Raw genomic sequence first — 26628 nt, 5'->3', positions numbered from 1 at the left:
ATGCATCATGGCAAACAACTCGGAGTATAAAGTGGAAGTGAAAGATCTCTGCAAGAATTTTGACGATCTGACTGTTTTGAAAGATTGCAGCTTTAATATCAAAAAGGGAGAATTTGTATGCGTGGTAGGGCCAACAGGCTGTGGAAAAACCACTTTCTTAAACCTGCTGACCTGCCTTATCGAGCCTACATCGGGACAGATACTTGTAGATGGAGAGAAAGCCGACCCGCAGAAACACAATCTCGCTTTTGTGTTTCAGGAGCCTTCTGCTTTCCCATGGCTTACAGTGGAGCAAAATATGCGGTTTGGACTTGAAACCAAAGAGCACCCTGAAGCCTATATTAAAAGCCAGGTGGATAAAATCTGTTCACTAATGGGCCTTGAAAAATACCGTCACACTTATCCGGGACAGCTTTCGGTAAGCGCGGAGCAAAAAGTGGTGATAGGGCGGGCATTTGCGATGAATCCTGACCTGCTGTTGATGGATGAACCTTATGGACAGATGGATATCAAAGTACGTTTTTATTTAGAGGATGAAGTCATCAAGCTTTGGAAGGAATTGAACAGTACGGTGATCTTCATTACCCATAATATTGAAGAAGCGGTCTATCTTGCCGAAAGGATTTTGATTCTTTCACCCAAGCCTGCTTCAGTGAAAGAGGAAGTCATTATCGATTTGCCGCGCCCGCGCAATATTGCAGATCCTGAATTTATCAGGATACGCAGTTATGTGACGGATATGATCAAGTGGTGGTAAGCATCAATATTTTATAACAAGTAGATGTTCAGTAAATAACAACAAAATGGTATAGAATGTTAAAGTTTTAGGTTATAGCAATAAACTATGTTCATGTGTACTTTGAAAATTTAAAGAATGGATGATAGGAATAATTTGGTATCTAAAAATGGTCGGAGATTCCCTATGCAAGAGAATAGTAAGAATATTTTTCCTGTAGTTTATGCAGCAGTCTTATGGTATTCTTTATTCTCAAGGGTTATGGCTATGGCTTTTGCATGTTGGAGCATGCAAACTAAGGCAGTTCTCACGAAGAAGTTCTTGGTACCCCTAAATAATGGAGATTTAAGACCGTTGTTGAGTACAATATCTCCAATAACGGATTCTATACGTGCTCTTCTTGAATAGATGTCTTTCCAGAGTTGTGAGCCTCTGGGAACTTGGGTAAACCAACGAATATCATCTTCAATGTGAGTATAGACTGTCTTGCCATAGCCAGAATCACAACATGGATGATCACACTTTAGTTTTTCAGCCAATTTTTTAGAAGCTTTTCTTGGACACCGCCATTTTAGTCGTCTTTTTTTCTTATCAATACCCCAATAGTAAAATGTATGACCAGCAGCACAAACAGGCAAACCAAACTCATTAGTAGGTGTTGGAGTTTGAGAATTTCTTGGATTAATTGCAATAATAGGCTTACCGCCTAGTAAACTAATCCACCAGTAAACATAATAAGCGTCGTATCCCGAATCAGCAATGACATAATGAAAGTCAACTTTCAAGTTGTGATAAAGATGCATTATTAGATGTGGTGTCATTCTAACATCGTGGACATCAGCACCTTCGACGAAGAATGTTAGTGGTAGGCATTTAGATGGATTATCTATCATAGGAGTTGTTGCAAAATGCAGACCGTATCCCATTAGATATTCATCAAGATTATGATCATAACCTTTTGTGGCTTCGGAGTCAGTACACATAGAGCATTTAAAGGGTTTTATATTACTGGCATAGCATCTACAATATTTTTCAGGAACATACTTTTGTTTGCAAAAAGATTTTACCTTGCAGCCGTCAAAGATTACTTTATCATGGGGATCAATGATTCCTAATTCGATAGATTCTTTGACAAATAACAATTCAAATATTTTACGGATTAGAGAACCTTGAAGCATGACATCTTCAACGTTTTCATCGCCGAAAAGATTAGAGATAAACCAAGAGAAATAAGCCTTAGAGGGCGTCTTGTCAGGAGAGAAACCTGATAGATAAGCATATCTTGGTGTATCCCTAAGTTCTTTGACCCATTTATTAATGGATGTAAAGCCAGCAAGGTACATCACAAGTAAAGACCTTAAAGCATCTTGAGGGCGATAAAGTGCAATACGTCCTGCAGGATTTTGTGAATAAAAATGTAAACAGAAGTCATAAACACGAGATAGATCAATCTTTGATATTATCTTAGCAATGCTGTCAGTCTCACTGACAGATAGAAATAAATTAAGTTTATAAGCCAGGTGACTCTGGTTTGGTGGAAGCAATGACATCAGCCCCTTTCTAAAATATTCTCTATTTTAGCAGGTTTGAGGGCTGTGAGGTGAAGAAAATTGTTTCCAGTTGATAAAATCAAGTTGAATCAAGGGGTTCAGCTTTGCTGAACACCAACTTATAACAAATAAATGAGGTGAAAAAATGGAGAGTCATGCATATAAAGAATTGAAAATAGCGGCAGCGAAAATACGAATGGATATTATAGAATCACTCTATTGTGCCGGGTCAGGACATCCGGGCGGATCATTATCCATCGCGGATATTCTTGCGGTGCTTTATTTTAAAGAGATGAATATTAATGCAGAAAATCCCGAATGGCCGGAACGGGACCGGTTCGTACTTTCAAAAGGGCATTGCGCACCTGCATATTATGCGGCGCTGGCGGAAAAAGGATATTTTTCTAGGGATGAGTTGAAAAATCTAAGAAAGGGATCAAGTTTCCTTCAAGGACATCCGGATATGAAAAAAACACCGGGAGTTGATATGTCTTCGGGTTCTCTGGGATTGGGTCTTTCGGCGGCAAATGGCATGGCGATGATCGGGAAGGCGGAAAACAAGGATTATCATGTCTATGCCATGCTGGGGGATGGTGAAATTCAAGAAGGTCAGATATGGGAAGCCGCAATGACGGCTGCGCATTATAAGCTTGACAACTTGACAGCTTTTGTTGATCTGAACGGTCTTCAGATTGACGGGGAAGTAGCAGCAGTGATGAATCCTGCACCGGTAGATAAGAAATTTGCTGCGTTTGGTTGGCATGTGATTGTGATAGATGGGCATCACTTGGAAGAAATCATAGATGCCATTGAAGAAGGTAAGCGTACCAAAGGAAGGCCTACGGCGATCTTATGCCGCTCTATCAAAGGCAAGGGTGTGTCCTTTATGGAGAACAAGGTTGGATGGCATGGTATGACTCCAAATAAAGAACAATACGATGAAGCGGTCAAAGAACTGGAACAAACATTAAGGGAACTGGAGGTTGGCTGAAATGGCTGAAAAGATGGCGACACGAGAGGCGTATGGTCTTGCACTGGCGGAATTGGGAGAAAAGCACCTGTTTTATGTTTGTGATGCTGATTTATCCAAGGCGACGAGAACGGAACATTTTGCGAAGAAATATCCTGAAAGATTTTTTAACATTGGCATTTCTGAAGGGGATATGATGTCAACCGCAGCAGGCATGTCTACATGCGGTTCACCGGTGTTCGCAAGCACTTTTGCAATGTTTGCGGCCGGGCGTGCCTATGATGCAGTAAGAAATTCAATCGCTTATCCTCATAGAAATGTAAAAATTTGTGCGACCCATGCTGGAATATTAATCAATGAAGATGGCGCATCACACCAATGTGTTGAGGATATTGCTCTGATGCGTGTAATACCGGAGATGGTAGTGATTGTGCCGACAGATGCTAAGTTGACAAAAGCAGCTGTCGAGGAAGCATTATTATATGATGGGCCGGTATATATCCGTTTGGGAGGAAAGTATGCCGAAGAATTGGTGTATGATACCGATATATCGTTTAAAATCGGCAAGGGGATGATCGTAAGGGAAGGAACGGATGCGACCATTATGGCTGTTGGGCGGATGCTGTATCAATCTCTTCTAGCGGCGGATATGCTTAAAGCGGAAGGCATTTCAGCGAGGGTAGTGGATATGTCGTGTATCAAACCGATGGATGAAGAACTGGTGGTCAGATGTGCAAAGGAGACGGGGGTCATCGTGACAGCCGAGGATCACAGCGTCATCGGAGGCCTTGGAGGAGCTGTTGCAGAAGTGGTTTCTGAAGCCCATCCCACTGTTTTAAGGCGCGTAGGTGTAAAAGACAAGTTCGGAATGTCCGGAAGTTTTGATGAGATGGTTAAGATATATGGACTTGATGCTGAAACGATTTTTTCAGCAGTAAAGGACGCCATTAAGGCAAAATAATATGATTTATTTGAGGAGGAGTTAATTATGAAGATCGGAATCGGAAGCGACCATTTGGCATTTGAATTAAAAAGCTTTTTGATGAATGAACTTGCTAAAAGAGGGCACGAAGTAGTTGACTGCGGCTGTTATGATGCAAATGAAGTAGACTATCCCGATGTGGCTGCGAAAGTAGCACAAGGGATACAGAAAAAAGAATTTCAAAAGGGTTTTTTGGTTTGCGGTACCGGGATAGGGATGCAGATTTGTGCAAACAAATTTAGTGGTGTTTATGCAGCAGTTTGCCATGATTTATTCTCTACTGATCGCTCGGTATATGCGAATAATATTAATATTATGTGCATTGGCGCTTTGGTAGCAGGCAAAATGACAGCTTTAAAGATGGCTGAAGAATGGCTGGCGAGAACTTATGAAAGCAAAGAGCCTTTTATCACAAAGCTGGGCAAGCTTTATGCATATGAACAAGAGAATATGAAATAGGAGGTTAAAGTCATGGAGAATAATAGCGTTTTAAAATGTTACACACACTCTATCCTAGGCAAAGAGGGTATCAATATCGCAAAAGGCGATGAAAGTTATGTGTATAGATTAAAAAACCAAGAAATAGGCCTTGCTTTATATTCACAGATAAAATCATACGCAAAATATATTGGAGTGACTCAAAACTTTAAGGAAGTCATTGATTATTTCAACATTCCGGAAGGAGAAACTCCGGCAGGATTTAAAGTAGAATATTCGCTGGAAAGTGATGGAATATGTAAAGCGGATCTGGTCCGGGATATCTCATATGATAAAAATGGCATTAAACGTCCTACCAAGCTTCTCTTTTCGGCAGATTCCGCCAATCCCTATGAGGTTTATCAAATAAAGGATATGGTGGCAAATCTAACGTGTAATCCGGCAATTATCTACAATATGTTCATTAATAATCCTCAAGCAAATATAGGACAAAAGTTCAAAAACAGAGATGAGGTTATGGATGAAATAGGAAAAATTCTGGGGCCTGGATGTGATATCAGCGTAGAGATTAATGATCCATTTAATGCATCCGATGAAGAGATTCTTGAAGAATGTGCACGCTTCAGTGAAATGCTTTCAAAATATAGGGTTGTAATTAAGATTCCTCATACAGGGCCAGTGAATGCTGAGAATGTGAAAGAGTTGTTAGAAGGAGATAAAAAATTCAATCTTAGATGGAATCAAGGAATTAATAAAGATAGACTGCGAGGACATAATTTAGCTATTATGTTGAAGGAAAAGGGTTATAGAGTGAATTTCACGCTGATGTTTGAACCTTATCAGACCGCTCTGGCGCTTCAAGCGCGTCCATATTTTATCAACAGCTTTATTATGTTCAGACATACGCAAAGCAAGTATATGTTTGGACTGTTAAAGGCGTATGAGGCTACGGGTGATGACACTTTCATGGATATGTTAAAACAGTATATGATAGACAACGATTATATCGGAGCCAATGAAGCAAATATGGATATGCTAAAAATAAAGAATCTAGCAGAGTTTATGTTAAAGTACAGAGGCTTTGATGATAAGGATTGCGATGGATTGGACAGCATAAGACATAATCTCAGAGTGCTGCGCAAGGCCAATATGTCGGATACGCGATTGATCATATGCAACTTCCAGGGAGATACATTATATCCTTATATCGATAAACTGCTGATGGAAGATGAGTTTAAAGATATGTCAGACCGTATCGTGATTACCACAGCTCCCGAACACCTTTCTCAATTTACTTCTTCACCATTGGTGGTTCAATTCCATAGACGTTTCATGAATGCGGCAAAAGGACAGAAATAGTTGAATATTTGTAATGAATGGATAAAAGAGCTTCAAGATCTGGTGCAACTTGCTATACCTTTAGCAACAGCACCGGGTCAAGGCTCTACGGCTCAATCATTTAGTCTTGCGATAAGATGGATTTGACTTTACTTTAGATTTTAATAATATTACTGATAGTTTACGAGGTGAGTTTGATGTTTAATTTGACACACTTATTTGATCTTACAGGAAGAAAAGCAATCGTAACAGGTGCGGCACGTGGTTTGGGGCGGGCGATGGCAGAAGGTCTCCATGAAGCAGGAGCGGAGGTGTGCATCATTGATATACTGGGTGAAATGTACACTACTGCAGAAGAAATGAGCAAGTTAGGAGAGAAAGTACATGCCATTAAAGCAGATCTTGGAGATGACAAGGATATTACACGTGCCTTTAATGAAGCTGTAGATATTATGGGAGGTAAGGTAGATATACTTTTGAACAATGCGGGAACAATTGTAAGAAAGGATGTCTTTGATCATACTTTGGAAGATTGGGAAAAGGTATTTAAAATTAATTCCACAGCACCGTTTATATTATGTAAATTAGCGGCGGAAAAAATGAAGGCTAATCATTATGGTAAGATAATAAATATAGCGTCTATGCTTAGTTTTATAGGAGCTTTTAAAAATTGTTCCTATTCCGCTTCAAAGGCATCCATTGCCTTACTTACCAAATCTTTATCCAATGAGCTGGCTAAATCCGGCATATGTGTAAACGCAATAGCGCCCGGATATTTTGAAACACAGCTTAATATTAAGGATCAAATGGGCAAAGAATTGGTAGATTCGATAAATAGCAGAATTCCCAAAGGGAGGTGGGCGAAGCCTGAAGAACTGAAGGGAGCAATTGTATTTCTTGCTTCCGAGGCTTCAAATTATGTATCTGGGGCGATACTAAATGTAGATGGAGGTTTTCTAGGTAGATAGGCTTAGGTACATTTTTAATGATGATCATTACAGGGCTGTTAAGCATTATAAAATAGTTATTTAAGAATAGTGTGAAAATACATAAGGGGTTGTTTTAAAATATAATTCAAATTTATTTTGAGACAGTCCCTTGGCCTGTTACAACGTATGAATATTGCTGCAGGTTGGTTTCGATGCTCCGATAAAATATTTTCAAAAGTATTTTAATATTAAGATAATATTAAAAGTAATCATGCATAAAAAGTGGGGATTTTGGTCAAAAATCAATGATCATCTATACAGGCAGGTTGACATAAAACTCATTAGGCTTTCTGACAAATACTTGTTTTTATGATATGCGGCATGAAAGTCTCGATCAAGATTAACATCGTTTATTAAAATACTATGAAGTTTCTTTGACTGCAATTCTTTTTCTACAAGCATTTTAGAGATGACTGTTAGACCTTGACCATTGATAACTGCATTTTTAATTGCTTCCGAGTTGTTACAAGTCCACTTTTCATTTACAGAAATTCCCGCGGCTTGCAGTGCTTTTTCAAAAAGCTCTCTTGTACCGCTGCCTTTTTCACGCATAACAAAATCTAAGCTTTGAAGTTGAGATATGCTGATGCTTTCTAAATTCGAAAATTTATGAAAAGCCGAACAAACAAGTATAAGCTCATCTGAAAGAATAGGAACAGTAATAATATCGGCGCTTTTTATTTCCCCTTCTACTATTCCTATATCCAGTTCGCTTTTTAATAGCATTTCTTCAATAACACCGGTGTTTTCAACAATGATTTGTGTTTTCACTTCGGGATGTTTGGTTTCAAAATCTTGTAAGATATCATTCAGCACACAAGTTCCAATCGTGATTGTCGCACCAATTTTCAAGCTGATATTTTTAGATTTCATACTTATATTTTCTTCCATTTCATCAAACAATGCGATGATATGTCTTGCATAATTCAAGAATTCTTTGCCTGCCTCAGTAATGAAAAGTTTTTTAGAGAGACGTTCAAATAGTTTTATTTCATAATACTGTTCTATTTCTGAGATGGTTTGGCTGATGGATGGTTGAGCGATATGTAGTTTTCTAGCGGCAACACTCATCTTTCCATATTGGCAAACGGCGATAAAAACCTTCAAATGTCTGATTGTCATCTTAATACTCCGTTCTATAGGTAAATACCTATTATAATAATAATATATTACTATTTTGCAATATATAGTTCAAGTATTATAATAGAAAGAGAAATAATAAATGGAGTTGATCATATGAATATAACAGCAGAACAAAGAAAGAAAGTGAAAGGACAAGGATTTTTATCCAATAATGATGGGATACATTTTTCAGCAAGGGTCATTACGAGAAATGGAGTTTTGAATGCTAAACAAATAAGAAACTTGAGTGAGGTCGCTGAAAAATTCGGAAACGGGAATGTCTCGTTTACTTCAAGATTAACAGTAGAAATTCCGGGGATTCAATACGATGATATTGAAAATGTAAAAGTATATGTAGCAAAAGAGGGTATGACGGTCGGTGGAACAGGAGCAAAAGTACGTCCTATTGTCGCTTGTAAAGGGACGGTTTGCACATATGGACTGGTGGATACCCAAGGACTTGCCATTGAAATCCATAAGAGATTTTATGAAGGATATTCCGATGTTATGCTCCCCCATAAATTTAAAATTGCAGTTGGAGGCTGCCCAAACAGCTGTGTAAAACCGGAGCTTAATGACCTGGGAATTGTAGGCCAGAAAAAACCGGATTATAATAGCCAATTATGCAAGGGATGCGCAAAGTGTGGTGTGATTGATACTTGCCCGATGAAAGCGGCAAGCATGGAAAACGGTAAAATGATCATTGATCAATCTGTGTGCAATAATTGCGGCTTATGCATCTCCAAATGCTATTTTAATGCGATCCCGGATGAAGAACAAGGATATAAAGTCTATGTCGGCGGCAGATGGGGGAAAAAAACACGTATAGGTTCACTTATTGATAAGATGTTTACAAAAGATGAAGTTCTGAATGTAATAGAAAATGCAATTTTATTGTATAAGAATGAAGGCGTACCGGGAGAGCGTTTCGGGATGACAATTGATCGAATAGGTATAGAAAAGGTTCAGGAAATGCTTATTGCAAATGATCGCTAAAAAGTAAAAAGGAATTTGGTGGAATAAAAGTAGAACAAGGTTTATGTCAATGAATTAGGAGAATATTTAAAGCCAATCTATCTAACATAAATTTATTAGCCCTAGAATAGTAGATTGAATGCTCTGTTTGTCACAGAATTACGTAAAGTTCATATATTATTATTAGATGAACTAAGTTGAATAGAATTTTAAAGAGGTGATTCTAAGAATGGATATGAATATGATGAATTGGCATATGCAGCTATATAATCTGCATAACCAACTAGCAAACGGTCACGCCCGCTCTGCTAATATTCAAAGACAAATTGCGCAGGTGAATTATCAGATGGCGATGCACCATCAGGGAATGGATATGCAGCCAATGCAGCCGACAGTACCTGGTGCACCAATGATGCCGCAAGATGGAATGCACGGTGACCCTGGTCATGACAATTACAGATAAGAATAAGTATTTATAGGGAAAAGGCAGTTATAGATTAGCTGTCTTTTTTATTTTTGAAAAGTGTACTATTAAATTAAAATAAATTCAATTATTTAACAAAAAGGACATTTAATTGAGAAATAGGTCTTCTGTGTATATTGTAAAGGATTTGTTACGGAAATATAATAAAATATATTAGGGGAATCAAATATAATAGATGTTTATATTGCATAAAAAGTTTGTACTGCGTCATATTAGTCCCTTATGTAATAGAGGGTCTTCTTCATAATTCCAGTGGAAAACAGCATGATTTACTATCAGCTTTAAAATACCTGTTAAGTCTGAACTAAAGGTGAGTTAAAATGATACAGATTATTAAAACAAAAGGCAGATTACAAATAAACATGACTGCATTTCCTATGGGAAATGATGTATGTATAATTTTAACGGGAGGCGATACACCGCACCTTGGTGCCTTAACAGCCGGATCATATTGTGAGAGCCTTCAAACAATTACTTTCTACCATCATAAAGAAAATGTCATTACAGAAATGTTCGGAAATATTCTAAGAAGAGCATACAAAGGCAATCTTGCTGTTTGCTGCGGTATACATTTAGATAATATCACTTCCCAAGAGATAGTAAATACAGTTGATTTATGCCGAGAAATAGCGGAAAAACTAAGTGAATTGTTAAGAGAAGATGACCAGACCATGAGGTGAATGACAAAATTGCCAACCGCTAAAGAATAAATAACCTTTTAAAGTATATCAATCTTAGTACGGGATTATTAATTATATAGGAGTGTTATTATGGTTAAAGAAAAAGAGAAAATAACAGATTTACGGTCAGCCCTGGCGTTGTTAAGAACAATACCGGGACAGCTCATTGAAACGGACGAACCTGCTGATCCGCATGCTGAGATATCAGGGGTATACCGTTATGTCGGTGCTGGCGGAACAGTACAGCGTCCGACGCAGACCGGTCCGGCAATGATTTTTAACAATGTTAAAGGGAATGAAGATGCAAGGGTTCTTATAGGGCTCTTAGCCAGTCGAGAAAGGGTAGCCCTTATGCTGGGCGCAGAGCCTCAACGCCTGGGATTCCTTTTAAATGAAGCGGTTACACACCCCATTGAACCAATTACTATTGAGCAAACTGAAGCTTTGTGCCAAGAGGTTGTACATTATGCTAATGAACGGGGATTTGATATCAGAAAACTGCTGCCTGCACCTACCAATACAGAAGAAGATGCCGGTCCGTATATCACTTTAGGGATGTGCTATGCCTCTGATCCTGAGACTGGAGAATCGGATGTGACAATACATCGTTTATGTTTGCAAAGCAAAGATGAGATTTCAATGTATATTGTACCTGGAGCACGCCATTTAGGTGTTTTTCATGAAAAAGCGGAAAAGGCGGGAAAACCGCTGCCTATTTCAATCAGCATAGGCGTGGATCCTGCTATCGAAATTGCAGCATGTTTTGAACCGCCCACAACACCACTTGGTTATAATGAGTTAAGTGCGGCAGGAGCTATTAGGAATAGAGCTGTTGAGCTAGTTCAATGCTTAACCATGAATGAAAAGGCTATTGCTAATGCCGAGTATGTTATTGAGGGTGAATTGCTTTACGATGTACGTGTCAGAGAAGATCAGAACACAAATACCGGAAAAGCCATGCCGGAGTTTCCTGGCTATACAGGTCCTGCCAACCCCCAGCTGCCGATCATAAAAGTAAAAGCAGTTACACACCGCCGCAATCCCATCATGCAGACCTGTATAGGACCTAGTGAAGAGCATGTTAATATGGCAGGGATTCCAACAGAAGCAAGTATCATAAAAATGGTAGAGAAGGCGATGCCTGGCCGTCTGATAAATGTTTACGCACATTCGGCAGGCGGCGGCAAATATATGGCTGTTTTACAATTCAAAAAAAGCGTACCGAGTGATGAAGGACGTCAAAGGCAAGCTGCATTATTAGCTTTTGCAGCGTTTTCCGAGCTTAAACATATCATTATTGTAGATGAAGATGTAGATCCGTTTGACAGCAATGATGTTTTATGGGCCTTGAATACGCGTTATCAGGGAGATGTTGATACGATTTTCATTCCGGGTGTACGCTGTCATCCATTGGACCCTTCCCAAAGTCCGGAGTATAACCCGTTGCTTCATGGAAAAGGGATTTCTTGTAAGGTGATTTTTGATTGTACAGTACCGTTTCATTTAAAAGAGCATTTTAAAAGGTCAAAGTTCAAAGAGATGAATCCTGCACGTTTTGCACCGGAATTGTTTGACAAGGGCTTGTACGTCGATGGAAGAAACTGACTTATAGATGATGCTGCAGGTGCATATAGAGATTTTGAATAGTATATTCATATATTAATAATTTACTTTATAAATAAACACCGTTAAATAGAAGGAGGGGTCTCATGTTAAAGGGTGGATATATGGGTAAGATTTTAAGAGTTAATCTCACTACTAAAAAAATCACTACTGAAGAACTTCCTGAAAAGATTGCAAAAGACTACATAGGTGGAGCGGGATTTGGAATCAAGTATTTATTTGACGAAGTTCCCGGTGATGTTGACCCTTTGGGAGAGGAGAATAAATTAATTTTTGCGTCAGGTCCATTAAGTGGTACCTCAGCGCCATGTGCAAGTAGAATAGCACTTACTACTAAATCCCCATTAACCGGAGCAGTTGGTATGGCCTTATCCGGTGGGTATTTCCCGGTAGAAATGAAATTTGCCGGTTATGATATCCTTATTGTTGAAGGTGAATCTGAGGAACCGGTCTATCTTTGGATAAAAGATGATAAAGTAAGCATTCGTCCGGCGAAAAAATTATGGGGTATAAATACCTTCGATACCCAAGTTTTAATTAAAGATGAGCTAAACGAACAAAATGCAAGAATCGCATGTATCGGTCCGGCTGGAGAAAATTTATCAAAAATGGCGTCCATTATTAATGAAAAAAGAGCTTTTGGACGTAAAGGAGTAGGGGCCGTAATGGGTTCCAAAAATCTTAAGGCAATCGCCATCAGGGGCACGGGGAAAGTCCCCATTGCAAATGAACAAGCTTTTAAAGAGGCTAGATCTTTTATGTTATCTGCAATGAAAAAAAGTGCGCATTTATATCCCCAGTTCTCTAAGCTAGGAACACCGATGGTTGTAGAGGTAACGAGTGCTTTAGGGATATTTCCTTCTGAAAATTACATAACTACAGGAGAGAAAAACTATGTTGGGGATCTTGGCGTAGAAGCTAGTCTGGAAAGAGCGAAAGGATCGGAACACTGCTATGGATGTCCTGTGGGATGCAGTCAAATGAAATTAGCCAGAGGAAGCTCAAAATATATCAGTGCACTTTCTGACCCAGAGTATGAGACCTATTATAGCTTTGGGGGAGAAACGGGTGTTCGTAATTTAGATAGTATTATATTTGCTGATCAACTGTGTGACAAGCTGGGCTTGGATACGATGTCCGTAGGTGTTACGATAGGATTTGCTATGGAACTGTTCGAAAAGGGAATTCTGACTTTAGAAGATACAGATGGAATAGATTTGAAATTTGGAAATCATGAGGTCATGGTAGATTTGATTACAGAGATTGCCTACAGAAGAGAAGGATTAGGAGCTTTACTATGCGACGGTTCTAAGGCAGCTTCTGAAAAAATTGGAAAAGGTTCTGGAAAATACGCGATGCACGTTAAAGGTTTAGAATTTCCGGCATATGATCCAAGGGGAGCAAAAGCTCACGGATTAAATTATGCAACATCATATACCGGAGCAGACCATAATAGAGGCTATGCATTTCAAGAAATATTTGGAGCGCCATTTCCAAAGGCATATGATAGGTTTGCAGCACAAGGCAAAGGTTGGTTGACAAAATGGAATCAGGATATTAGGTGCGCCACGACAGATTGTCCTACGATGTGCGGTTTTTTAATGGATATGGCATTACCGGATGTAGCTCAAAAAAATACGGCAGATATGGTAAGTAGTGTATCCGGCCTTAGTTTAACACCGGATGATATAGCTAAGATAGGTGAAAGAGTCAACAACTTAGCCAGGACTTTCAACATAGCTGCTGGTTTTACAAGGGCTGATGACACTTTCCCGGAAAGAATACTTACAGAACCAATCAAAGGAGGTCCTTCAAAAGGGCACTATATTAGTAGAGATGAATTGAAAGAAATGCTTGATGAATATTATAATGTAAGAAACTGGACCATGGATGGCATACCTACAAGAGAAAAACTAACCGAATTAGGATTAGAAAATGCAATTACTACTTTGGAAGGATTAGGACTCATTTAGAAAGGGCTGATAAGTAGTGATTGAAGTAAAAGTAACGGTTATATTAGATTTCATTCCATTGGTGGGAGGGAGTAGGGAACAAACTGTTCAAATTGAAGAAAATGCCAGTATCTTAGGCTTAATAGATCAACTAATAGTGATGTACGGAGAAAAACTAAGAAATAAATTATTTAATGAGTCTAAAGATATAAGACCTGAAATCGCTATGTTTTTGAATGGAAGAAATGTATTCGCTTTAGATGGATTGAACACGAAATTAAGTTTGGGAGATGAGATCTTAATATTTCCGCCTGTTGGAGGCGGATGAAATTATAAAAAAACAGGTTCGCATAGGCTTGTATGGAAACATTAATGTTTGCAGATATGAGTCCGGTACCTATATCAATAAAAATGATATTGGTGCAGAAGGAGGAACAGATGGTAATTGAGAAGTTTTGCCTATGTAGATACAATCTGTATAAAAGTCCTTTAGAGTGTTATTTAACAAACGGAAAGTACGTACTTCATGAGAGCAGTTACGTGCAGAAGTCGGGTTTAAGTCTGAAAGAGATTCTAATAAGCCGCTAATTTTTACTGCCATAACAATTCCCTCCGTAACATCATCTTAATTAAGGATATTATCAAGCGAGCGTGCATGCCTGTGCATCTTTTGGCAGGTATGTGGCTAACAGGTATTTAAACAGCGTACTTTTTTGGGGTCTCCCTTTCGTCTTTCCATAATAAAACCTCTTAAATGGTTATTCTATTCTAACCATTTAAGAGGTTTGTAATATTTACGAGATAGGTTTAAAGGTTTTCCCAAGTGCGTCTGCCGCTAAAAGCGCATCATAAAGTTCTGCTGGAGTAACATCTCCCAGCATATTGTGAATGGTTTCACCCTCAATACATGCTTTTTCAGCTGCGATACGCACCCTTTCAACATCTTTCACTCCAACTTCAGCTAAAGTTACGGGCAATCCGACCGAGATGCAGAATTCTATGACTTCAGCGATTTCTTCCATTGGTGCATTTTCAATAATAAGTTGTGCGATAGTACCAAAAGCAACCAAATCTCCATGCATGGTTTCTTCACATTCTTCCAGTGCCGTGAACCCATTGTATACGGAATGTGAAACAGCCAGGCCGCCATTATCTGCGCCTACACCACTTAAATAGGTGTTTGCTTCAATGATACTCTCCACTGCCGGGGTTAAAAGACCTTGCTCAACTGCGAGCTTTGCTTTATAGCCATCAGCAAGCAGTGTTTCATAGCAAAGTTCGCAAAGCGCCATTGCAGATTTAGTGATTCCGCCATTCTCAAGGCTTGGTGAGTTTGTTCTTACGCATGCTCTTGCTTCAAAATATGTACCTAAAGCATCACCCATACCGGCAACCAAGAATTTTAAAGGTGCTTTTGCGATAATAGATGAATCCACTATCACTGCTTCAGGATTTTTTGGATAGAAGATATATTTACAGAAGGAACCATCATCATTATAAATGACCGAAAGACCGGTACATGGCGCATCAGTAGCTGCAACAGTCGGCATAATCACTACAGGCAGCTTTTCATAGTAAGCAGTAGCCTTCGCTGTATCTATAGCGCTTCCTCCGCCGATAGCGCCTACAACCTGGATATTGTTTTCTCTAACGATATTTCTCATTCTTTCGATCTCGCCAGTGGAACTAATGCCGTTAAATACTTCAAATATAAGCTTTATTCCTGTTCCTTCAAAACTTTTTTCTATCTTAGGCTTACCAACTTTATAACCGCTTCGGCTGCATATGAATAAAAAGGATGAACCTAAATCTTTTGTATTTTCATATGCCTCTAACAAGGCGTCCTTTCCTTGAACATATTTTGCAGGTGCTCTCATCAGCTTTAACATAATATCGTCCCCCATTAAAATATTTTTAATTCTTATGTATCTCACATATGAGATGAAAATTTTATCTATAAGCTAAATTGGTTTTTAGTTTATAGATGACCAATTTAAGGCTTTACAATTACCAAGTTATATATCCTGTGAGTTTTCGTAGCAGCACTTGTCGATATATAAGCATGGTTAATACAATATAAGTATAGTAAATTGATAAATAATTATCAATCAGCTATAAGAGTAAAGATATAATAAAAAAATTTTTATTATATTATCAGATAAGGTTAAATTAGAATTTACATGTAAAGTTCGGAAGGGCTATTATCTATCTATTTATTCGATTGGTTTTCTTTTTCCGTAGCATAGTCAGATATATAAAAATCTACAATTTGAGCAAGCATTTCCGGTCGGAAATAATCACGATTGATACGTTTTAGCTGATTTCTATTTGTTTGTGATATAAATAATTCTTCTTTATAAGGATGTCCATATTGGTCAAGAAAATGATAATCTGCAGATAAGCGGATTTTTTCTATCTCCGGAAAAGTATCATAAATGGTGTAATATAAAAGCAAAGCGTTTTCCCAGATGATATCTTCCTTGGATTTAGATGTTTTGGGCTTGTTTTCCATATCTTTAATAAAGAATTCGACTTCTATTCTATTTTTTTCAATACGGGCATTCTTTACAATCTCTAAATTTTTAAAGGATTTCAGACCACCATTCAATTGATAAGAGTCAAGAAGATCTTCTCTTTTTTGAGCTTTTACATGTGCTATATCGTAGGCTTCTTTAAGAAGTTCTTTTTTTCCTTCTTTACTGTCTATTTTTCGATGCTGCTCAGGTGCAACATATAATCCGCATCCGATCAAATTAAAAATAATAAATAGAATTAGAAAGCTGAATATTCCGATCTTCCTATACATACTCACACCCATTAACACTTCCTTCCTATTTATTTTAAGAAACAAACGCTTGAAGGGATTTTTGCTCTGTTTCTCCCACAAAGATAACATTCTTTTCAGAAAATATCTTTTTTGCATAATCATATTCATCTTTATTCATGGTCTTTACTAGGATTAATATCTCTCCATCCATAGGATTGCTTCCTTTAACGGGGTCCCAATTCAGTTTTACCCTTACCCACCCTACAATATATCGATCTATAATATATCCAAGGATTCCGCCTAATACAAAGCCTGATAGCCCAATGGCAATCGGTCCTCCGGGGATAAGTGATCCTCCCCACATGGTGCCGAACAACATAAGGACTGTGGCACCGCACATCGTACCATTAAAATTACTGATCCCATCCGACTTACGGATACTATCTCCGGTTTCTATCTTAGCGTTATTGAGTCGATCTAAAAAGAATACCTCATATTTATCCAGTCCGTGGGTTTTTAGAGAATTAACAATGAGTTCCAGATCGATACCTTGCTTGGATGTTCCTATCAGATACATCGGATAATGCCTCCTTCTACTGACGGCGTGAAAATGTTTCTTTGTTCCAAAATGATAGCGTTGTTCTTCTACAAGCAGTTTGTTAATTTCTACAGCACATAGATAACTATCCCATATACAAAAACCATAGATAGAAGGTAAAAAAAGCAGCCACTGCCAATCTATGTTTTGCAAATAAATCTGCTTGCCTAAAAAGAATTTAGATAGCAAATGATTTGTTTGGGCATAGTAATTGATCACCATAGTCCAGCCAATCAAAATAAATCCTTTGACAAACTGACCGTTATAGAGTTGTCCTGAACCTCCCAATATAGTAGAGAAAAAAGCGGCAAGAGAGGGAATGCGTTGGTCTAGCATATTTACAGAAAATAGAGCTAGGCGCATCCTCTTAAAATACCTTTTTTCTTGTGCTTCTTCCAACTCACATATCCGGTTTCCTTCTATGGTCAACCGCCAGGCATCGTGCATTGCAAAAACCCAAACAGCCATATAAAACAAAGCCCAACGTTCATTTAGAACATGATTGGCTTTTACAAAGTTTCCGGTAAAAGTATAAAAGATGGCCAGATTAATATGCGCTTTTAGATTAATAAAGATTTCTCCAGCCATAAATATTAGTCCACGTGTATAGGCACCAAGGTGCATATGTCCAAAGCCAGGTATGGCAGCAGACCACCAAAGTGCAGTCCATGGGTGTGAACGATGGATAAAATTGATCCCTATCGGTGTAATATCCATTTTTACATATCGGACATCATCTTTTTTTATAGGTGTTCGCATAGTAAATTATTTCATCCTTCTAAAATTGTGACTTATAAGAAAACATATTTTTATGAATACTCCAAAATATTTCTATATTTTAATTCATTACTCTATCTAATCAATTATTAAATTCAATTTTTTAAATTACCTGAATGTTGTTTTTTTTCAAAATTAATACTTTTATTATATGAGAAAACTAAGCGTTATATTAAACAAATTATTTACATAAATGAATAATTTTACAATATAATTCGCTGGTTACAATGGAATCAACCATACTCATAAGCGGACTTTAATAAAATAGGTAAGTGAGAGAACAAATCCGGTAGACTGGCGAAGATTCTAAAGATATATGATAAACTATGACAGACAGTTGTCATATTTGGTATGTTATAATGTATCAAAACGCTTAAATGGGGGTTAAAGTTATGAATAACAAAAGAATTGCTGACGAAAGTCTCATTGCGTATTGCGGATTGTACTGCGGAGAATGCAAAGTTTATCTTAAAGGTAAATGCAAGGGTTGCAAGGAAAATATAAAGGCGGATAAATGGTGCAAGGTAAAAAAATGCTGTGAGGATAATTCCTACAAGAATTGTGCGGACTGCAAGACCTATAACAATTCTACCGATTGCAAAATGCTGAATAATTTTATTGCGAAGATATTTTCTCTTATGTTTGGTTCTAATAGAAACGCCTGCATAAAAAAGATAAAGGAAATTGGAAATCAAGCCTATGCGAAAGAAATGACAGTAAAAAAGTCTATGACAATAAAATAGTGGGAGAGAAATTTTAGAAATAGTAAATAACGGGTTTATAAATTTTGATAGTGCAAAAGTCAATGGAAAGGAGGAATGCTTTTATGATAGAACTTCCGGAAGCTGATTCAATAGCCCGGCAGATCAATGAAACACTTATTGGAAAAAAGATAATGAATGTTGTTGCAGCGCAACATCCCCATAGATTTGCTTGGTATTACGGAGATCCACAGTGTTACCATGATTTATTGTATGATAAAGTGATAGATCAAGCTGTAAGTTATGGTGGATTGGTTGAAATAATTGCTGATGATGCGTGCGTTCTTCTGGGGGAGGGGATTCATCTTCGGTATTATCACGAGGGTGAAAAGCTGCCGGTCAAGCACCAGTTGCATATTGAATTTGACGATTATTCATCCATTACAGCATCTGTGCAGATGTATGGGGGAATGTGGGCATATCCCCGAGGACAGTATGATAACAAATACTATATGATTGCAAAGCAAAAGCCCAATCCCTTATCTGATGTTTTTGATGAAGGATATTTCAACAATATGTTTGGTCAAAGTCCAAAAGAGCTTTCGTTAAAGGCATTTCTTGCAACAGAACAGCGTATTCCCGGACTTGGAAACGGTGTTTTGCAGGATATACTTTTTAACGCAAAATTACACCCTAAGAAAAAACTAAATACATTAACGGATCTAGATATACATCATCTCTTTTATGCGGTGAAAACAACCCTTGCTGAAATGACTATTGGTGGCGGCAGAGACACTGAACGTGATTTATTCGGCTGCTTCGGCGGATATAGAACAATACTCAGTAAAAACACGGTTGATAGGCCGTGTATTGCCTGTGGAGATATCATAAAAAAAGCTGCTTATATGGGCGGCAGCATTTATTTTTGTCCGACATGCCAAAAACTGTAGCACAGACAAGGGGAGAGGGATTATATAAATCAAAAATGGCGAGGCAATCTCGCCATTTGAAGATATAAAAATACGGTATTATAACATAAATGCATTATTGAGTACGTTACTTTTTAACTTTCATATTACTAAAATATCCTTTATTACAGCTGAAAAATTCATATACATAACCCTTGTAAACTCCAAAATCACTTTCACAATGTATACATCTACCATTAAGCCAGCGGCCTATTACACAAATACCATAATTCCAACTTTCGCGGCATTCATCGAATATGGGGAAATATCCTCCTACAGTCTGATCCAGTTCCTCATCGCTGAGTGGTATCTCTTTATTTTCAATGCTGATTTTGGAAAGCTCATCTTTATATTCCTTGGGTAATTCGATTTCTTTTTTAGATAATAACATTATATATTCCTCTGTTGACTTAGCTGTCTTCAATTTTTCAAACCATTCCTCATCTTTTGCGGCTTCTTTTATAAGAAACCTTATGTCCTCTAATGGTCTTTCCATGAATGCATCCTCCTAATCTATGTTCTTAATACTTTGAGATTACCAGTATACAGGATAAACCCTTTCATTTTTAAAATATCCTTTTAAGCAGCTGTATAATTCCCATTCGGTACCATCTTTTTCTGTTTCATTTCCTACATATCTGCAATTAACACATCCACCGGGGAGAAAGATGCTGATGCCTATTGTGCAAATACGTTTATCATATCTCTGAAGGCACTCGTCAAATATGGGAAAATAACCTCCGACAACCTGTTCTAATTCTGTATCGTTGAGCGTCTCAATTTCACTATGGAATTTGATGGAAGATAGCTCTTGTTTGTATTCTTCAGGTAGAAAAATTCCTTTTTCTTCTAATAATTTTGTGTATTCTTCCGCTGTCTTAGCATTTTTAACTCTATTAAGCCATTGAGAGTCTTTCTCAGCTTCTACTATACGCAGCCGCATATCTTTTGAATATTTTTGTGACATTTTTTTCCTCCTTATAAATTTATTAAATGATATTTGTTTTTGTGGTTTGGATATTTATACGGATAAACTTCAAAAGTAGCTCAACTTCTCTCCCTCAAAAAGGGGGACAGGTAATGTTGTTGGTGATATCCTAGATTTATTTAGGTAAGGATAGCGAATACCGTGCATGCTCCGAAGAAGTATGTACAGGGTAAAGACGAATGGATACTAGAAAATGAAAATAAGACTGACAAAATAGGAATAATAGGTTAGAATATAATTATGAGAAGGTTGGAGTGATGGTTATTTTAAAAACAGGACGGAGGGACTGCAATGAGTGAAGAATTTACAGAGAGACAATACCTGGAAGCGCGCAAGCAATTTCTATATAAGATAAGAAAACAACTAAACTGGACAACACAAGAGACAGCAAAGAAATTGAAAGTTATGGAAATAGAGTATGTAAACTTTGAAAATGGGTTAACAAAAGATTTGGTGGATTATGAATGGGAAGACATACAATATTTTTTAACGAATCACTTAAATCGATTAAAGGGGAAATAATGGGCAAGTGAGGAGAGATATAATGGATGGAACAATCCGTGGTAATATCAAAATAGGAAGTCATGTTTTGATTGTACAGAAACAAGACCAGCGCACAGGAAAATTGACAGAAGGAACGGTAGAAGCAATTCTTACTAAATCGTCTGTGCATCCGCATGGTATTAAGGTTCGGCTTGCCGGTGGAATAGTGGGCCGGGTAAAGGAGATCAAATGATGCTGGTAAACCGGATTAAATTTATCGTTGTTACTTTTATAATGATGATTACTTTATCAATATTGCTAAGGAATACTGTTATAGCAGGAATAATTACTTTTATTGCTATGGTTGTGGGGTATATTATCATTTCATATATACGTAGTAAAAAGAGGTTAAATCTACTTGAAGAACAATGTGACCCGCACGCTTTTATAGAGGCTACTGAAAGACAGCGGAATATAACAGGCAGAAATCCACGAATAAATGCATATTTAGACATTGATAAGGCAGCAGGTCTTATTCTGATGGGGCAATTCCAAGAGGCAAAACAGGTTCTATATTCAATTGATAAATCAAAATTGTCAGTAAAAAATGGTACTTTACTTGTATATACAGTAAATTTAATTTCCTGTCTATATGAATTAGGAGAAATTTCTGATGCGGAAGAGTTATTTGAGACACAGATTCCAATATTGCCGCCTGTAAATCGAAGAATGACCCTAGCGATGGAATTGCTTATTGCAGAAAGATTCTTTTTTTTAAATAGATATCATACGCGTTAAGTTAAGCTATTTTTTACCAATTTAATTGAGCAAATAGTGTTCCTGCAATCGCTCAACCGTGGTTTTGCGATTACGTTTATCATGTAAGCTTTGTTCGGCCGCTCTTTTAAGAATCAGTCGCAGTTCCGATATTGCTTCAGTGGTTGCATAAAGGCTTGAAAATATTTTTTCCACCTTTGTCGCAATTAGTTTGATAAACGACATCATACTAATGCATCTGTTTTTTTGTTGGTACATGAGGGCATACAGTGCTGAGTAGACTGTGAAAATTAGTATAATGGCAATTAACCTTCCATATAGAAGACACTCTAATTGCTCTTTACCACAGTTGCCTACTTTGCCAAGGTTTAGATAGCTTTTGCAAGCCTTAAATAAAAGCTCTATCTGCCATCTAGCTCTGTACAATTCACAGGCTGCCTTTGGAGTAAGCATATGTGCTGGGGCGTTAGTAATTAGAAGGTTCCATCCTAATAACTCTAAGTCATAGTCACTCAGTGTTTTGCCTTGTGACTTTGCTTTTTTATTTGCTTTGCGCCTACGTTCATTAGCGACTTCATCAGGTAAACGTACACCAATCAGCCGACATTGTAGTAATTTAGAATACTTGGTGCCAAAGTATACATCTATATCAACACTGGAGCTGTTTTTTAAAACACTTAAAAGGTCTAAGGCTTTAAAAGATTTAGTGTCAGAATTTTGTATTTGAAAAACAGTATTTGATTTAATTCGGCTAAGAAAATATGCACCTTTGGATATTATTTTCCTAAACAAATCTTTACTGTAATATCCTAAGTCAGTAATTAACAGCTCACCATGATGAATGTGTTTTAGAAGTTCATCTTTATAGCCGGCATCTGGACCAGGCGCCTTTGTCAACTCCATATTTGTGATAGTTCTGGACTTAAGGCTATATATAGTCTGGATTTTTAGAGCAGCTTTTGCATTATTGCCACCAAGACCTTTCCAGACATCTGCTAATTTGTCCGGAAGAGTAACTTTAGAGCTATCACATATTTTTACATCAGTAAAAGCTTGGAGCACATCGAGATTCTGGACAGTTATTGCTCTCTTGGCAGAATACTCAACTGCTGACTGGAATACTTGTTTTAGCAATAAAGCACTTGTAGCCAAACGTTGAAAAAGTCCTTCGCGTGTTATACTAAGTCCGCGTTGAATATTTTCGCATTTAGAAGCAGTTTGACGTAAGGATGGATTAGGGGTGTCCCATAAGCCGAATGTAAATACTTTTACTATAGTATCTGGCAGCAGCTTAGAGCGGCGCACCGTAAACCCTGTGTCCTTAGAAATTTCCAGTATTTTTGTCTTTCCTAAAAAGCAAATAAAGCTTATAATTAGTGATATGGGAACTTGAAACATGGGAACCTCACCTTTCATTTCTCTATTACTTTGAGGTTCTCATGTTTTTTTCTTTTTTGCAAATGTAATTATTGGTTTACCATAACATGGCTTAGCTTAACGCGTATGAAATAGATATGAAGAAAGTAAGGGGAGATTTTACCAAATGCTTAGTCAAAAAATAAGTAAACGTATACGATTATGCATAGTATATAGATTGGCAAAAATAGATGAAAAGGCCGGCGATATAGCATCTGCACGGGAGAAATATACAGAGGTAGCAGTGCATGGCAATAAGTTATGGATAGCAGCACAGGCTAAGGATTGTCTTGATAAAATATAACGATGTTTGTTCATAAATTGTAATAAAAGTAAATGGCCATATATGCTATTCATTAAAGGGGGTGCTACACAGCGAACTATTTAGTTCATTGTGCAACAGCCCCTCATTTTTTATATAGGCTAAAAATATATCTGGCGAAATACGGTATTCCCATTTTTAATTGTAGCCATTGGGGTCAATAGCTTATTGCCGGAAAGTTTGTAACCAAAGGAGTCACAAAAAGATTATATTCGCTCGGTAACAACAAATGTGAAGTAATAACTCCTTATGAAGGCAAACTTATCTTCATAAGGAACCTATACTGTTACACTTTTACATAAATTGGTTCAAGAATTCCAAAATTGTTTTACAATACTCATCATCTTGAGACATATTTTTGAAATCACAATTTTTTACAATGAAGTGTTCCCACGAATCTCGCACCCATGTTTGAACATTAGGATTAGCTTTCTTCAATCTTTCCGTACTGATTGACGGTACATTAGTATCTCCTGTACAAGCAACCAATAAAACGGGACGTTCTCCGGCATTTTTAATTTGCTCTATTGGTTTGATTTCATTTACTGTATCATTGCCAAATACCGTTTTTAAAGCAAGTTTTACAAGCGGTTTTTCTATTGTTCTAATAAAACCCGGTACATGATATTGTTTTGCCAAATCCATTGCTGCATCTTCAAAAGAGGAATAAGCAGACATTGCAATTAACCCATCTATTTCATCGATTTGTCCGAAAGCATTAACTGCTATTGCACCACCCATTGATACACCATGTAATACAATGGGAACATCTTTATATTTTTTTTGGCTTTTTATATAATTCACGACAGCACGTACATCATTTGTTTCCTTATATCCCAGGCAAATTCGATTACCGTCACTTTGTCCATGTCCCCGAACCTCAAGAAGTATTGTTGCATAGCCATTTTCCTTCATCCATGCGGCATGACCGTAAAAATAGGTTATGGAAGGCTGAACAATCCCTGTTAAGTATATAATTACCGCTTTAGGTTTCTCTGCATAAATTTCGGAACACCAAACATTTAGCCCGTCTTGTGTTTGAAAATACATTTGTGTTTCATCGAGTGAATAATCAGAAGCAGAATAAATGTCCTGCAACGGATCATTCTCTGTTGCATAACCTTTATAATTAACATGCTGGTTAAGAAAAATAGGGATTGCAGCAAAAGGTGTGACAACCATAAACAGACAACAAATAATCAATACGATTACCACTGCTTTTACAATACGTTTTAACAATAATTTTTTAATATCGGGTTCAGTTATGCTATTTAACTCAATATTTTTTTGTCCTGCTTGATTGTGATAAGCCATTAACCTCATCCTCTCATATTATATATAATAAAACCAGCGTTATAATTATAGATGAAGATAAACTAAGGTATATCTAATTAACCAGTTTACCACATTTAATAGCTTTTTAAAACAATACGTTGAAGATAAAATATATATATTCCTAATAGGCGATTAAGAATGATAAAGATGGGGCGATGGAAGATGTGCAAACCAATGCATACTGTGGGAGCAAAGAAAACAGGATTAATTATCCTGTTTTCTATATATAACGCATTAAATTTTTTACATTGGCAAAAGGTTTTGAGGTTGCGTATGTGTCCTTCAGAGACGCGCCCAAACTCACTTTTTTCAAACAGTGGACGGTCTCTTACGGAAACATATACTACCCCAAAACCTTTCATTTTGACCTCGGAGCAACTTTAGATAAGATTTTTATCCACGTATTTTGTCAGTTTTCCCAGGCAATTCACATAACAGCCAAACTCATTATCATACCATCCAAACACCTTTGCATGTGTCACAGGCAAATTCATGTCATAGGTCGTTTCAATTCCATAACGTCGAAGAGTATCGGCATTAAAAGACAAGAAACCTGTTCTTGTATGATTTTCAAGGCCTTCTATGACAATAGCCGCTTGACAGCCTATCAAATCGCTGGAAACATTTTGGTTTTCACTGAACACTAAGAGATCCTTTTGGGCGCCGGCAGCTGCCTTTCGATAGATGTCGTTAATGAAATTGTGGTTGATGATTGGAGTTCCACTCTCAGTCAGTTCGGTACGGAATGTGAGATTTAATGAAATAAGAGAAACCGTACTGGTAGGAACCCGGATGGAGTCTGCCATGAAGCCAACCTTTTTAATTTCCGGAAGAATCTCCTCCAATGCAATAGCCGCACCTGTTGAGGTGGGGATTATATTATTGAAAACGGAGCGGTTTCTTCTTAAATCCTTGCTGCCTGCCTTCGGCGGAGCATCTAGTATGCTCTGGTTATTTGTGGAGGCATGAACAGTAGTCATGGATGCGGTAACAATCTCTGATGTCTCTTTTGTATCCAGCAAAGGCTTTACCATATGGGACAGTCCCGTAGTGGTGCAGCTTGCTGCAGAAATAATATGATGTTTTAATGGATCATAGGAGGGATGATTTACTCCATAGACAAAAGTTGCACTGTCCTCGGGAAGTTTCCGTGAAGAATCTCTAATCTTAAAAGGTGCGCTTACGATTACCTTTTCCGCCCCGGCTTCCAAGTGTCCTCTTAGGCTTCCTTTGGGGTGATCTGCCGGCAGTGTCGGGTCTAAAAAGACACCGGTGCAGTCAATGACCAGTCTTACACCTTCTTTGGCCCAATCGATATCACGCGGATTTCTGGCGTTCTTCAGTATTTTTACCGGGATTCCATCCATTTCAATCATGCATTCCGACCTATCCGGAATTTTGATATCACAGGATTCTCCTGTATATCCATATAAGAATCTATTGAGAGTTCCATAGGTGGAATCGACGGATAGATATTGGATGATATCCTCCATTTTTTTTCCCAGTTCACGGCCCGAGTTGATGACGATTCCGTCAAAGTATTTTAGATTCAGATGATTCCATAATGTTAGCTTTCCGATCCGGCCGATGCCGTTAATTCCAAGTATCCTTTTGTTATGCAATTGAATTTCCATATTCGTGTTCCTCCCTTATTTTA

General features: G+C 37.7%; 29 protein-coding genes. 18 read left to right on the top strand and 11 right to left on the bottom strand.

Going from position 1 to position 26628, the window contains the following annotated elements:
- Positions 1-7 precede the first annotated feature (7 nt).
- Positions 8-757 (top strand): ABC transporter ATP-binding protein, encoded by a 750-nt coding sequence (locus QKW49_RS09020; protein ID WP_282867219.1) that lies wholly within the window; start codon positions 8-10, stop codon positions 755-757.
- Between the two features lie 200 nt (positions 758-957).
- Here the strand turns inward: QKW49_RS09020 and QKW49_RS09015 are convergent, their stop codons facing one another.
- Entirely contained in the window at positions 958-2286 is a 1329-nt protein-coding gene (locus tag QKW49_RS09015) for a transposase (RefSeq protein ID WP_282863714.1), read from the bottom strand.
- 145 nt (positions 2287-2431) lie between these two features.
- Between QKW49_RS09015 and QKW49_RS09010 the strand changes: the two genes are divergently transcribed.
- The 5 genes from QKW49_RS09010 (at position 2432) to QKW49_RS08990 (ending at position 6982) form a co-directional block, all read left to right on the top strand.
- Positions 2432-3277, top strand: coding sequence for a transketolase (locus tag QKW49_RS09010; RefSeq protein ID WP_282867218.1), 846 nt, complete (start codon positions 2432-2434; stop codon positions 3275-3277).
- Between the two features lies 1 nt (position 3278).
- Complete coding sequence (locus tag QKW49_RS09005) at positions 3279-4217, top strand: transketolase C-terminal domain-containing protein (protein ID WP_282867217.1); 939 nt, start codon at positions 3279-3281, stop codon at positions 4215-4217.
- A 27-nt stretch (positions 4218-4244) separates the two neighbouring features.
- Entirely contained in the window at positions 4245-4697 is a 453-nt protein-coding gene (locus QKW49_RS09000; RefSeq protein WP_282867216.1) for an RpiB/LacA/LacB family sugar-phosphate isomerase, read from the top strand.
- A 12-nt stretch (positions 4698-4709) separates the two neighbouring features.
- Positions 4710-6035, top strand: a complete 1326-nt coding sequence (locus QKW49_RS08995) for a transaldolase family protein (RefSeq protein WP_282867215.1) — start codon at positions 4710-4712, stop codon at positions 6033-6035.
- 176 nt (positions 6036-6211) lie between these two features.
- A complete protein-coding gene (locus QKW49_RS08990; RefSeq protein WP_282867214.1) occupies positions 6212-6982 on the top strand; it encodes an SDR family oxidoreductase in 771 nt (256 codons plus the stop codon).
- A 270-nt stretch (positions 6983-7252) separates the two neighbouring features.
- Here QKW49_RS08990 and QKW49_RS08985 read toward each other — a convergent pair whose 3' ends face one another.
- Positions 7253-8125 carry a LysR family transcriptional regulator gene (locus QKW49_RS08985; protein WP_282867213.1) on the bottom strand — a complete coding sequence of 291 codons (873 nt, stop codon included), beginning with the start codon at positions 8123-8125 and terminating at the stop codon, positions 7253-7255.
- Between the two features lie 114 nt (positions 8126-8239).
- Here QKW49_RS08985 and QKW49_RS08980 point away from each other — a divergent pair, with 114 nt between their 5' ends.
- The 6 genes from QKW49_RS08980 (at position 8240) to QKW49_RS08955 (ending at position 14167) form a co-directional block, all read left to right on the top strand.
- On the top strand, positions 8240-9121 hold the full coding sequence (locus tag QKW49_RS08980; RefSeq protein WP_282867212.1) for a 4Fe-4S binding protein: 882 nt from the start codon (positions 8240-8242) through the stop codon (positions 9119-9121).
- Positions 9122-9341: 220 nt separating this feature from the next.
- On the top strand, positions 9342-9563 hold the full coding sequence (locus QKW49_RS08975) for a hypothetical protein (protein ID WP_282867211.1): 222 nt from the start codon (positions 9342-9344) through the stop codon (positions 9561-9563).
- A gap of 341 nt (positions 9564-9904) precedes the next feature.
- Complete coding sequence (locus QKW49_RS08970) at positions 9905-10264, top strand: hypothetical protein (RefSeq protein WP_282867210.1); 360 nt, start codon at positions 9905-9907, stop codon at positions 10262-10264.
- A gap of 90 nt (positions 10265-10354) precedes the next feature.
- Positions 10355-11869, top strand: a complete 1515-nt coding sequence (locus QKW49_RS08965) for a UbiD family decarboxylase (RefSeq protein ID WP_282867209.1) — start codon at positions 10355-10357, stop codon at positions 11867-11869.
- Between the two features lie 104 nt (positions 11870-11973).
- Positions 11974-13860 (top strand): aldehyde ferredoxin oxidoreductase family protein, encoded by a 1887-nt coding sequence (locus QKW49_RS08960; RefSeq protein ID WP_282867208.1) that lies wholly within the window; start codon positions 11974-11976, stop codon positions 13858-13860.
- 16 nt (positions 13861-13876) lie between these two features.
- The gene (locus tag QKW49_RS08955) at positions 13877-14167 is read left to right on the top strand and encodes a ubiquitin-like small modifier protein 1 (RefSeq protein ID WP_282867207.1); all 291 of its coding nucleotides are present in this window, start codon (positions 13877-13879) and stop codon (positions 14165-14167) included.
- 69 nt (positions 14168-14236) lie between these two features.
- Here the strand turns inward: QKW49_RS08955 and QKW49_RS08950 are convergent, their stop codons facing one another.
- The 4 genes from QKW49_RS08950 to QKW49_RS08935 all read right to left on the bottom strand — a co-directional run bounded on the left by QKW49_RS08950 (position 14237) and on the right by QKW49_RS08935 (position 17963).
- Positions 14237-14440, bottom strand: coding sequence for a hypothetical protein (locus QKW49_RS08950; RefSeq protein ID WP_282867206.1), 204 nt, complete (start codon positions 14438-14440; stop codon positions 14237-14239).
- Between the two features lie 193 nt (positions 14441-14633).
- Positions 14634-15728 carry a glycerol dehydrogenase gene (locus QKW49_RS08945; RefSeq protein ID WP_282867205.1) on the bottom strand — a complete coding sequence of 365 codons (1095 nt, stop codon included), beginning with the start codon at positions 15726-15728 and terminating at the stop codon, positions 14634-14636.
- Between the two features lie 320 nt (positions 15729-16048).
- Positions 16049-16657, bottom strand: coding sequence for a hypothetical protein (locus QKW49_RS08940; RefSeq protein ID WP_282867204.1), 609 nt, complete (start codon positions 16655-16657; stop codon positions 16049-16051).
- Positions 16658-16679: 22 nt separating this feature from the next.
- Positions 16680-17963 carry a hypothetical protein gene (locus QKW49_RS08935; RefSeq protein ID WP_282867203.1) on the bottom strand — a complete coding sequence of 428 codons (1284 nt, stop codon included), beginning with the start codon at positions 17961-17963 and terminating at the stop codon, positions 16680-16682.
- Between the two features lie 410 nt (positions 17964-18373).
- Here QKW49_RS08935 and QKW49_RS08930 point away from each other — a divergent pair, with 410 nt between their 5' ends.
- Together QKW49_RS08930 and QKW49_RS08925 are read left to right on the top strand one after the other, a co-directional pair.
- On the top strand, positions 18374-18724 hold the full coding sequence (locus QKW49_RS08930) for a DUF3795 domain-containing protein (protein ID WP_282867202.1): 351 nt from the start codon (positions 18374-18376) through the stop codon (positions 18722-18724).
- 83 nt (positions 18725-18807) lie between these two features.
- On the top strand, positions 18808-19632 hold the full coding sequence (locus tag QKW49_RS08925; RefSeq protein WP_282867201.1) for an endonuclease VIII: 825 nt from the start codon (positions 18808-18810) through the stop codon (positions 19630-19632).
- Between the two features lie 106 nt (positions 19633-19738).
- Here QKW49_RS08925 and QKW49_RS08920 read toward each other — a convergent pair whose 3' ends face one another.
- Complete coding sequence (locus QKW49_RS08920; RefSeq protein WP_282867200.1) at positions 19739-20146, bottom strand: hypothetical protein; 408 nt, start codon at positions 20144-20146, stop codon at positions 19739-19741.
- A 39-nt stretch (positions 20147-20185) separates the two neighbouring features.
- Positions 20186-20617 (bottom strand): hypothetical protein, encoded by a 432-nt coding sequence (locus QKW49_RS08915; protein ID WP_282867199.1) that lies wholly within the window; start codon positions 20615-20617, stop codon positions 20186-20188.
- 312 nt (positions 20618-20929) lie between these two features.
- Here QKW49_RS08915 and QKW49_RS08910 point away from each other — a divergent pair, with 312 nt between their 5' ends.
- The 3 genes from QKW49_RS08910 to QKW49_RS08900 are packed head-to-tail and all read left to right on the top strand — an operon-like array spanning position 20930 to position 21919.
- Positions 20930-21160, top strand: a complete 231-nt coding sequence (locus QKW49_RS08910; RefSeq protein WP_282867198.1) for a hypothetical protein — start codon at positions 20930-20932, stop codon at positions 21158-21160.
- Between the two features lie 22 nt (positions 21161-21182).
- Positions 21183-21374, top strand: a complete 192-nt coding sequence (locus QKW49_RS08905) for a YwbE family protein (protein ID WP_282867197.1) — start codon at positions 21183-21185, stop codon at positions 21372-21374.
- Entirely contained in the window at positions 21371-21919 is a 549-nt protein-coding gene (locus QKW49_RS08900) for a hypothetical protein (RefSeq protein ID WP_282867196.1), read from the top strand. The genes QKW49_RS08905 and QKW49_RS08900 overlap by 4 nt, the downstream gene beginning before the upstream one ends.
- 21 nt (positions 21920-21940) lie before the next feature.
- Here QKW49_RS08900 and QKW49_RS08895 read toward each other — a convergent pair whose 3' ends face one another.
- Complete coding sequence (locus tag QKW49_RS08895; RefSeq protein ID WP_282863409.1) at positions 21941-23296, bottom strand: IS4 family transposase; 1356 nt, start codon at positions 23294-23296, stop codon at positions 21941-21943.
- A gap of 145 nt (positions 23297-23441) precedes the next feature.
- Here QKW49_RS08895 and QKW49_RS08890 point away from each other — a divergent pair, with 145 nt between their 5' ends.
- Positions 23442-23618 carry a hypothetical protein gene (locus QKW49_RS08890; RefSeq protein ID WP_282867195.1) on the top strand — a complete coding sequence of 59 codons (177 nt, stop codon included), beginning with the start codon at positions 23442-23444 and terminating at the stop codon, positions 23616-23618.
- Between the two features lie 312 nt (positions 23619-23930).
- Here the strand turns inward: QKW49_RS08890 and QKW49_RS08885 are convergent, their stop codons facing one another.
- Together QKW49_RS08885 and QKW49_RS08880 are read right to left on the bottom strand one after the other, a co-directional pair.
- Positions 23931-24950, bottom strand: a complete 1020-nt coding sequence (locus tag QKW49_RS08885) for an alpha/beta fold hydrolase (protein ID WP_282867194.1) — start codon at positions 24948-24950, stop codon at positions 23931-23933.
- Between the two features lie 401 nt (positions 24951-25351).
- The gene (locus QKW49_RS08880; protein WP_282867193.1) at positions 25352-26605 is read right to left on the bottom strand and encodes a glyceraldehyde 3-phosphate dehydrogenase NAD-binding domain-containing protein; all 1254 of its coding nucleotides are present in this window, start codon (positions 26603-26605) and stop codon (positions 25352-25354) included.
- Positions 26606-26628 lie beyond the last annotated feature (23 nt).

Origin of the sequence: Petroclostridium sp. X23, from assembly GCF_030013905.1 — a bacterium.
In the GTDB taxonomy this organism is placed as follows: domain Bacteria; phylum Bacillota; class Clostridia; order SK-Y3; family SK-Y3; genus X23.
Note: the sequence above shows the minus strand (reverse complement) of the source record. Positions and strands in the feature narration are given on the sequence as shown.

What these genes read in the sequence shown, in the direction of transcription:
- QKW49_RS08900 (WP_282867196.1), top strand. Translation starts at nt 21,371, where the DNA reads ATGATGCTGGTAAACCGGATTAAATTTATCGTTGTTACTTTTATAATG.
- QKW49_RS08975 (WP_282867211.1), top strand. Translation starts at nt 9,342, where the DNA reads ATGATGAATTGGCATATGCAGCTATATAATCTGCATAACCAACTAGCA.
- QKW49_RS08970 (WP_282867210.1), top strand. Translation starts at nt 9,905, where the DNA reads ATGATACAGATTATTAAAACAAAAGGCAGATTACAAATAAACATGACT.
- QKW49_RS08925 (WP_282867201.1), top strand. Translation starts at nt 18,808, where the DNA reads ATGATAGAACTTCCGGAAGCTGATTCAATAGCCCGGCAGATCAATGAA.
- QKW49_RS08980 (WP_282867212.1), top strand. Translation starts at nt 8,240, where the DNA reads ATGAATATAACAGCAGAACAAAGAAAGAAAGTGAAAGGACAAGGATTT.
- QKW49_RS08995 (WP_282867215.1), top strand. Translation starts at nt 4,710, where the DNA reads ATGGAGAATAATAGCGTTTTAAAATGTTACACACACTCTATCCTAGGC.
- QKW49_RS09005 (WP_282867217.1), top strand. Translation starts at nt 3,279, where the DNA reads ATGGCTGAAAAGATGGCGACACGAGAGGCGTATGGTCTTGCACTGGCG.
- QKW49_RS08915 (WP_282867199.1), bottom strand. Translation starts at nt 20,617, where the DNA reads ATGTCACAAAAATATTCAAAAGATATGCGGCTGCGTATAGTAGAAGCT.
- QKW49_RS08880 (WP_282867193.1), bottom strand. Translation starts at nt 26,605, where the DNA reads ATGGAAATTCAATTGCATAACAAAAGGATACTTGGAATTAACGGCATC.
- QKW49_RS08960 (WP_282867208.1), top strand. Translation starts at nt 11,974, where the DNA reads ATGTTAAAGGGTGGATATATGGGTAAGATTTTAAGAGTTAATCTCACT.
- QKW49_RS08945 (WP_282867205.1), bottom strand. Translation starts at nt 15,728, where the DNA reads ATGTTAAAGCTGATGAGAGCACCTGCAAAATATGTTCAAGGAAAGGAC.
- QKW49_RS08920 (WP_282867200.1), bottom strand. Translation starts at nt 20,146, where the DNA reads ATGGAAAGACCATTAGAGGACATAAGGTTTCTTATAAAAGAAGCCGCA.
- QKW49_RS08885 (WP_282867194.1), bottom strand. Translation starts at nt 24,950, where the DNA reads ATGGCTTATCACAATCAAGCAGGACAAAAAAATATTGAGTTAAATAGC.
- QKW49_RS08910 (WP_282867198.1), top strand. Translation starts at nt 20,930, where the DNA reads ATGAGTGAAGAATTTACAGAGAGACAATACCTGGAAGCGCGCAAGCAA.
- QKW49_RS09020 (WP_282867219.1), top strand. Translation starts at nt 8, where the DNA reads ATGGCAAACAACTCGGAGTATAAAGTGGAAGTGAAAGATCTCTGCAAG.
- QKW49_RS08935 (WP_282867203.1), bottom strand. Translation starts at nt 17,963, where the DNA reads ATGCGAACACCTATAAAAAAAGATGATGTCCGATATGTAAAAATGGAT.
- QKW49_RS08965 (WP_282867209.1), top strand. Translation starts at nt 10,355, where the DNA reads ATGGTTAAAGAAAAAGAGAAAATAACAGATTTACGGTCAGCCCTGGCG.
- QKW49_RS08930 (WP_282867202.1), top strand. Translation starts at nt 18,374, where the DNA reads ATGAATAACAAAAGAATTGCTGACGAAAGTCTCATTGCGTATTGCGGA.
- QKW49_RS09000 (WP_282867216.1), top strand. Translation starts at nt 4,245, where the DNA reads ATGAAGATCGGAATCGGAAGCGACCATTTGGCATTTGAATTAAAAAGC.
- QKW49_RS09015 (WP_282863714.1), bottom strand. Translation starts at nt 2,286, where the DNA reads ATGTCATTGCTTCCACCAAACCAGAGTCACCTGGCTTATAAACTTAAT.
- QKW49_RS08950 (WP_282867206.1), bottom strand. Translation starts at nt 14,440, where the DNA reads ATGGCAGTAAAAATTAGCGGCTTATTAGAATCTCTTTCAGACTTAAAC.
- QKW49_RS08985 (WP_282867213.1), bottom strand. Translation starts at nt 8,125, where the DNA reads ATGACAATCAGACATTTGAAGGTTTTTATCGCCGTTTGCCAATATGGA.
- QKW49_RS08905 (WP_282867197.1), top strand. Translation starts at nt 21,183, where the DNA reads ATGGATGGAACAATCCGTGGTAATATCAAAATAGGAAGTCATGTTTTG.
- QKW49_RS08940 (WP_282867204.1), bottom strand. Translation starts at nt 16,657, where the DNA reads ATGGGTGTGAGTATGTATAGGAAGATCGGAATATTCAGCTTTCTAATT.
- QKW49_RS08890 (WP_282867195.1), top strand. Translation starts at nt 23,442, where the DNA reads ATGCTTAGTCAAAAAATAAGTAAACGTATACGATTATGCATAGTATAT.
- QKW49_RS09010 (WP_282867218.1), top strand. Translation starts at nt 2,432, where the DNA reads ATGGAGAGTCATGCATATAAAGAATTGAAAATAGCGGCAGCGAAAATA.
- QKW49_RS08990 (WP_282867214.1), top strand. Translation starts at nt 6,212, where the DNA reads ATGTTTAATTTGACACACTTATTTGATCTTACAGGAAGAAAAGCAATC.
- QKW49_RS08895 (WP_282863409.1), bottom strand. Translation starts at nt 23,296, where the DNA reads ATGTTTCAAGTTCCCATATCACTAATTATAAGCTTTATTTGCTTTTTA.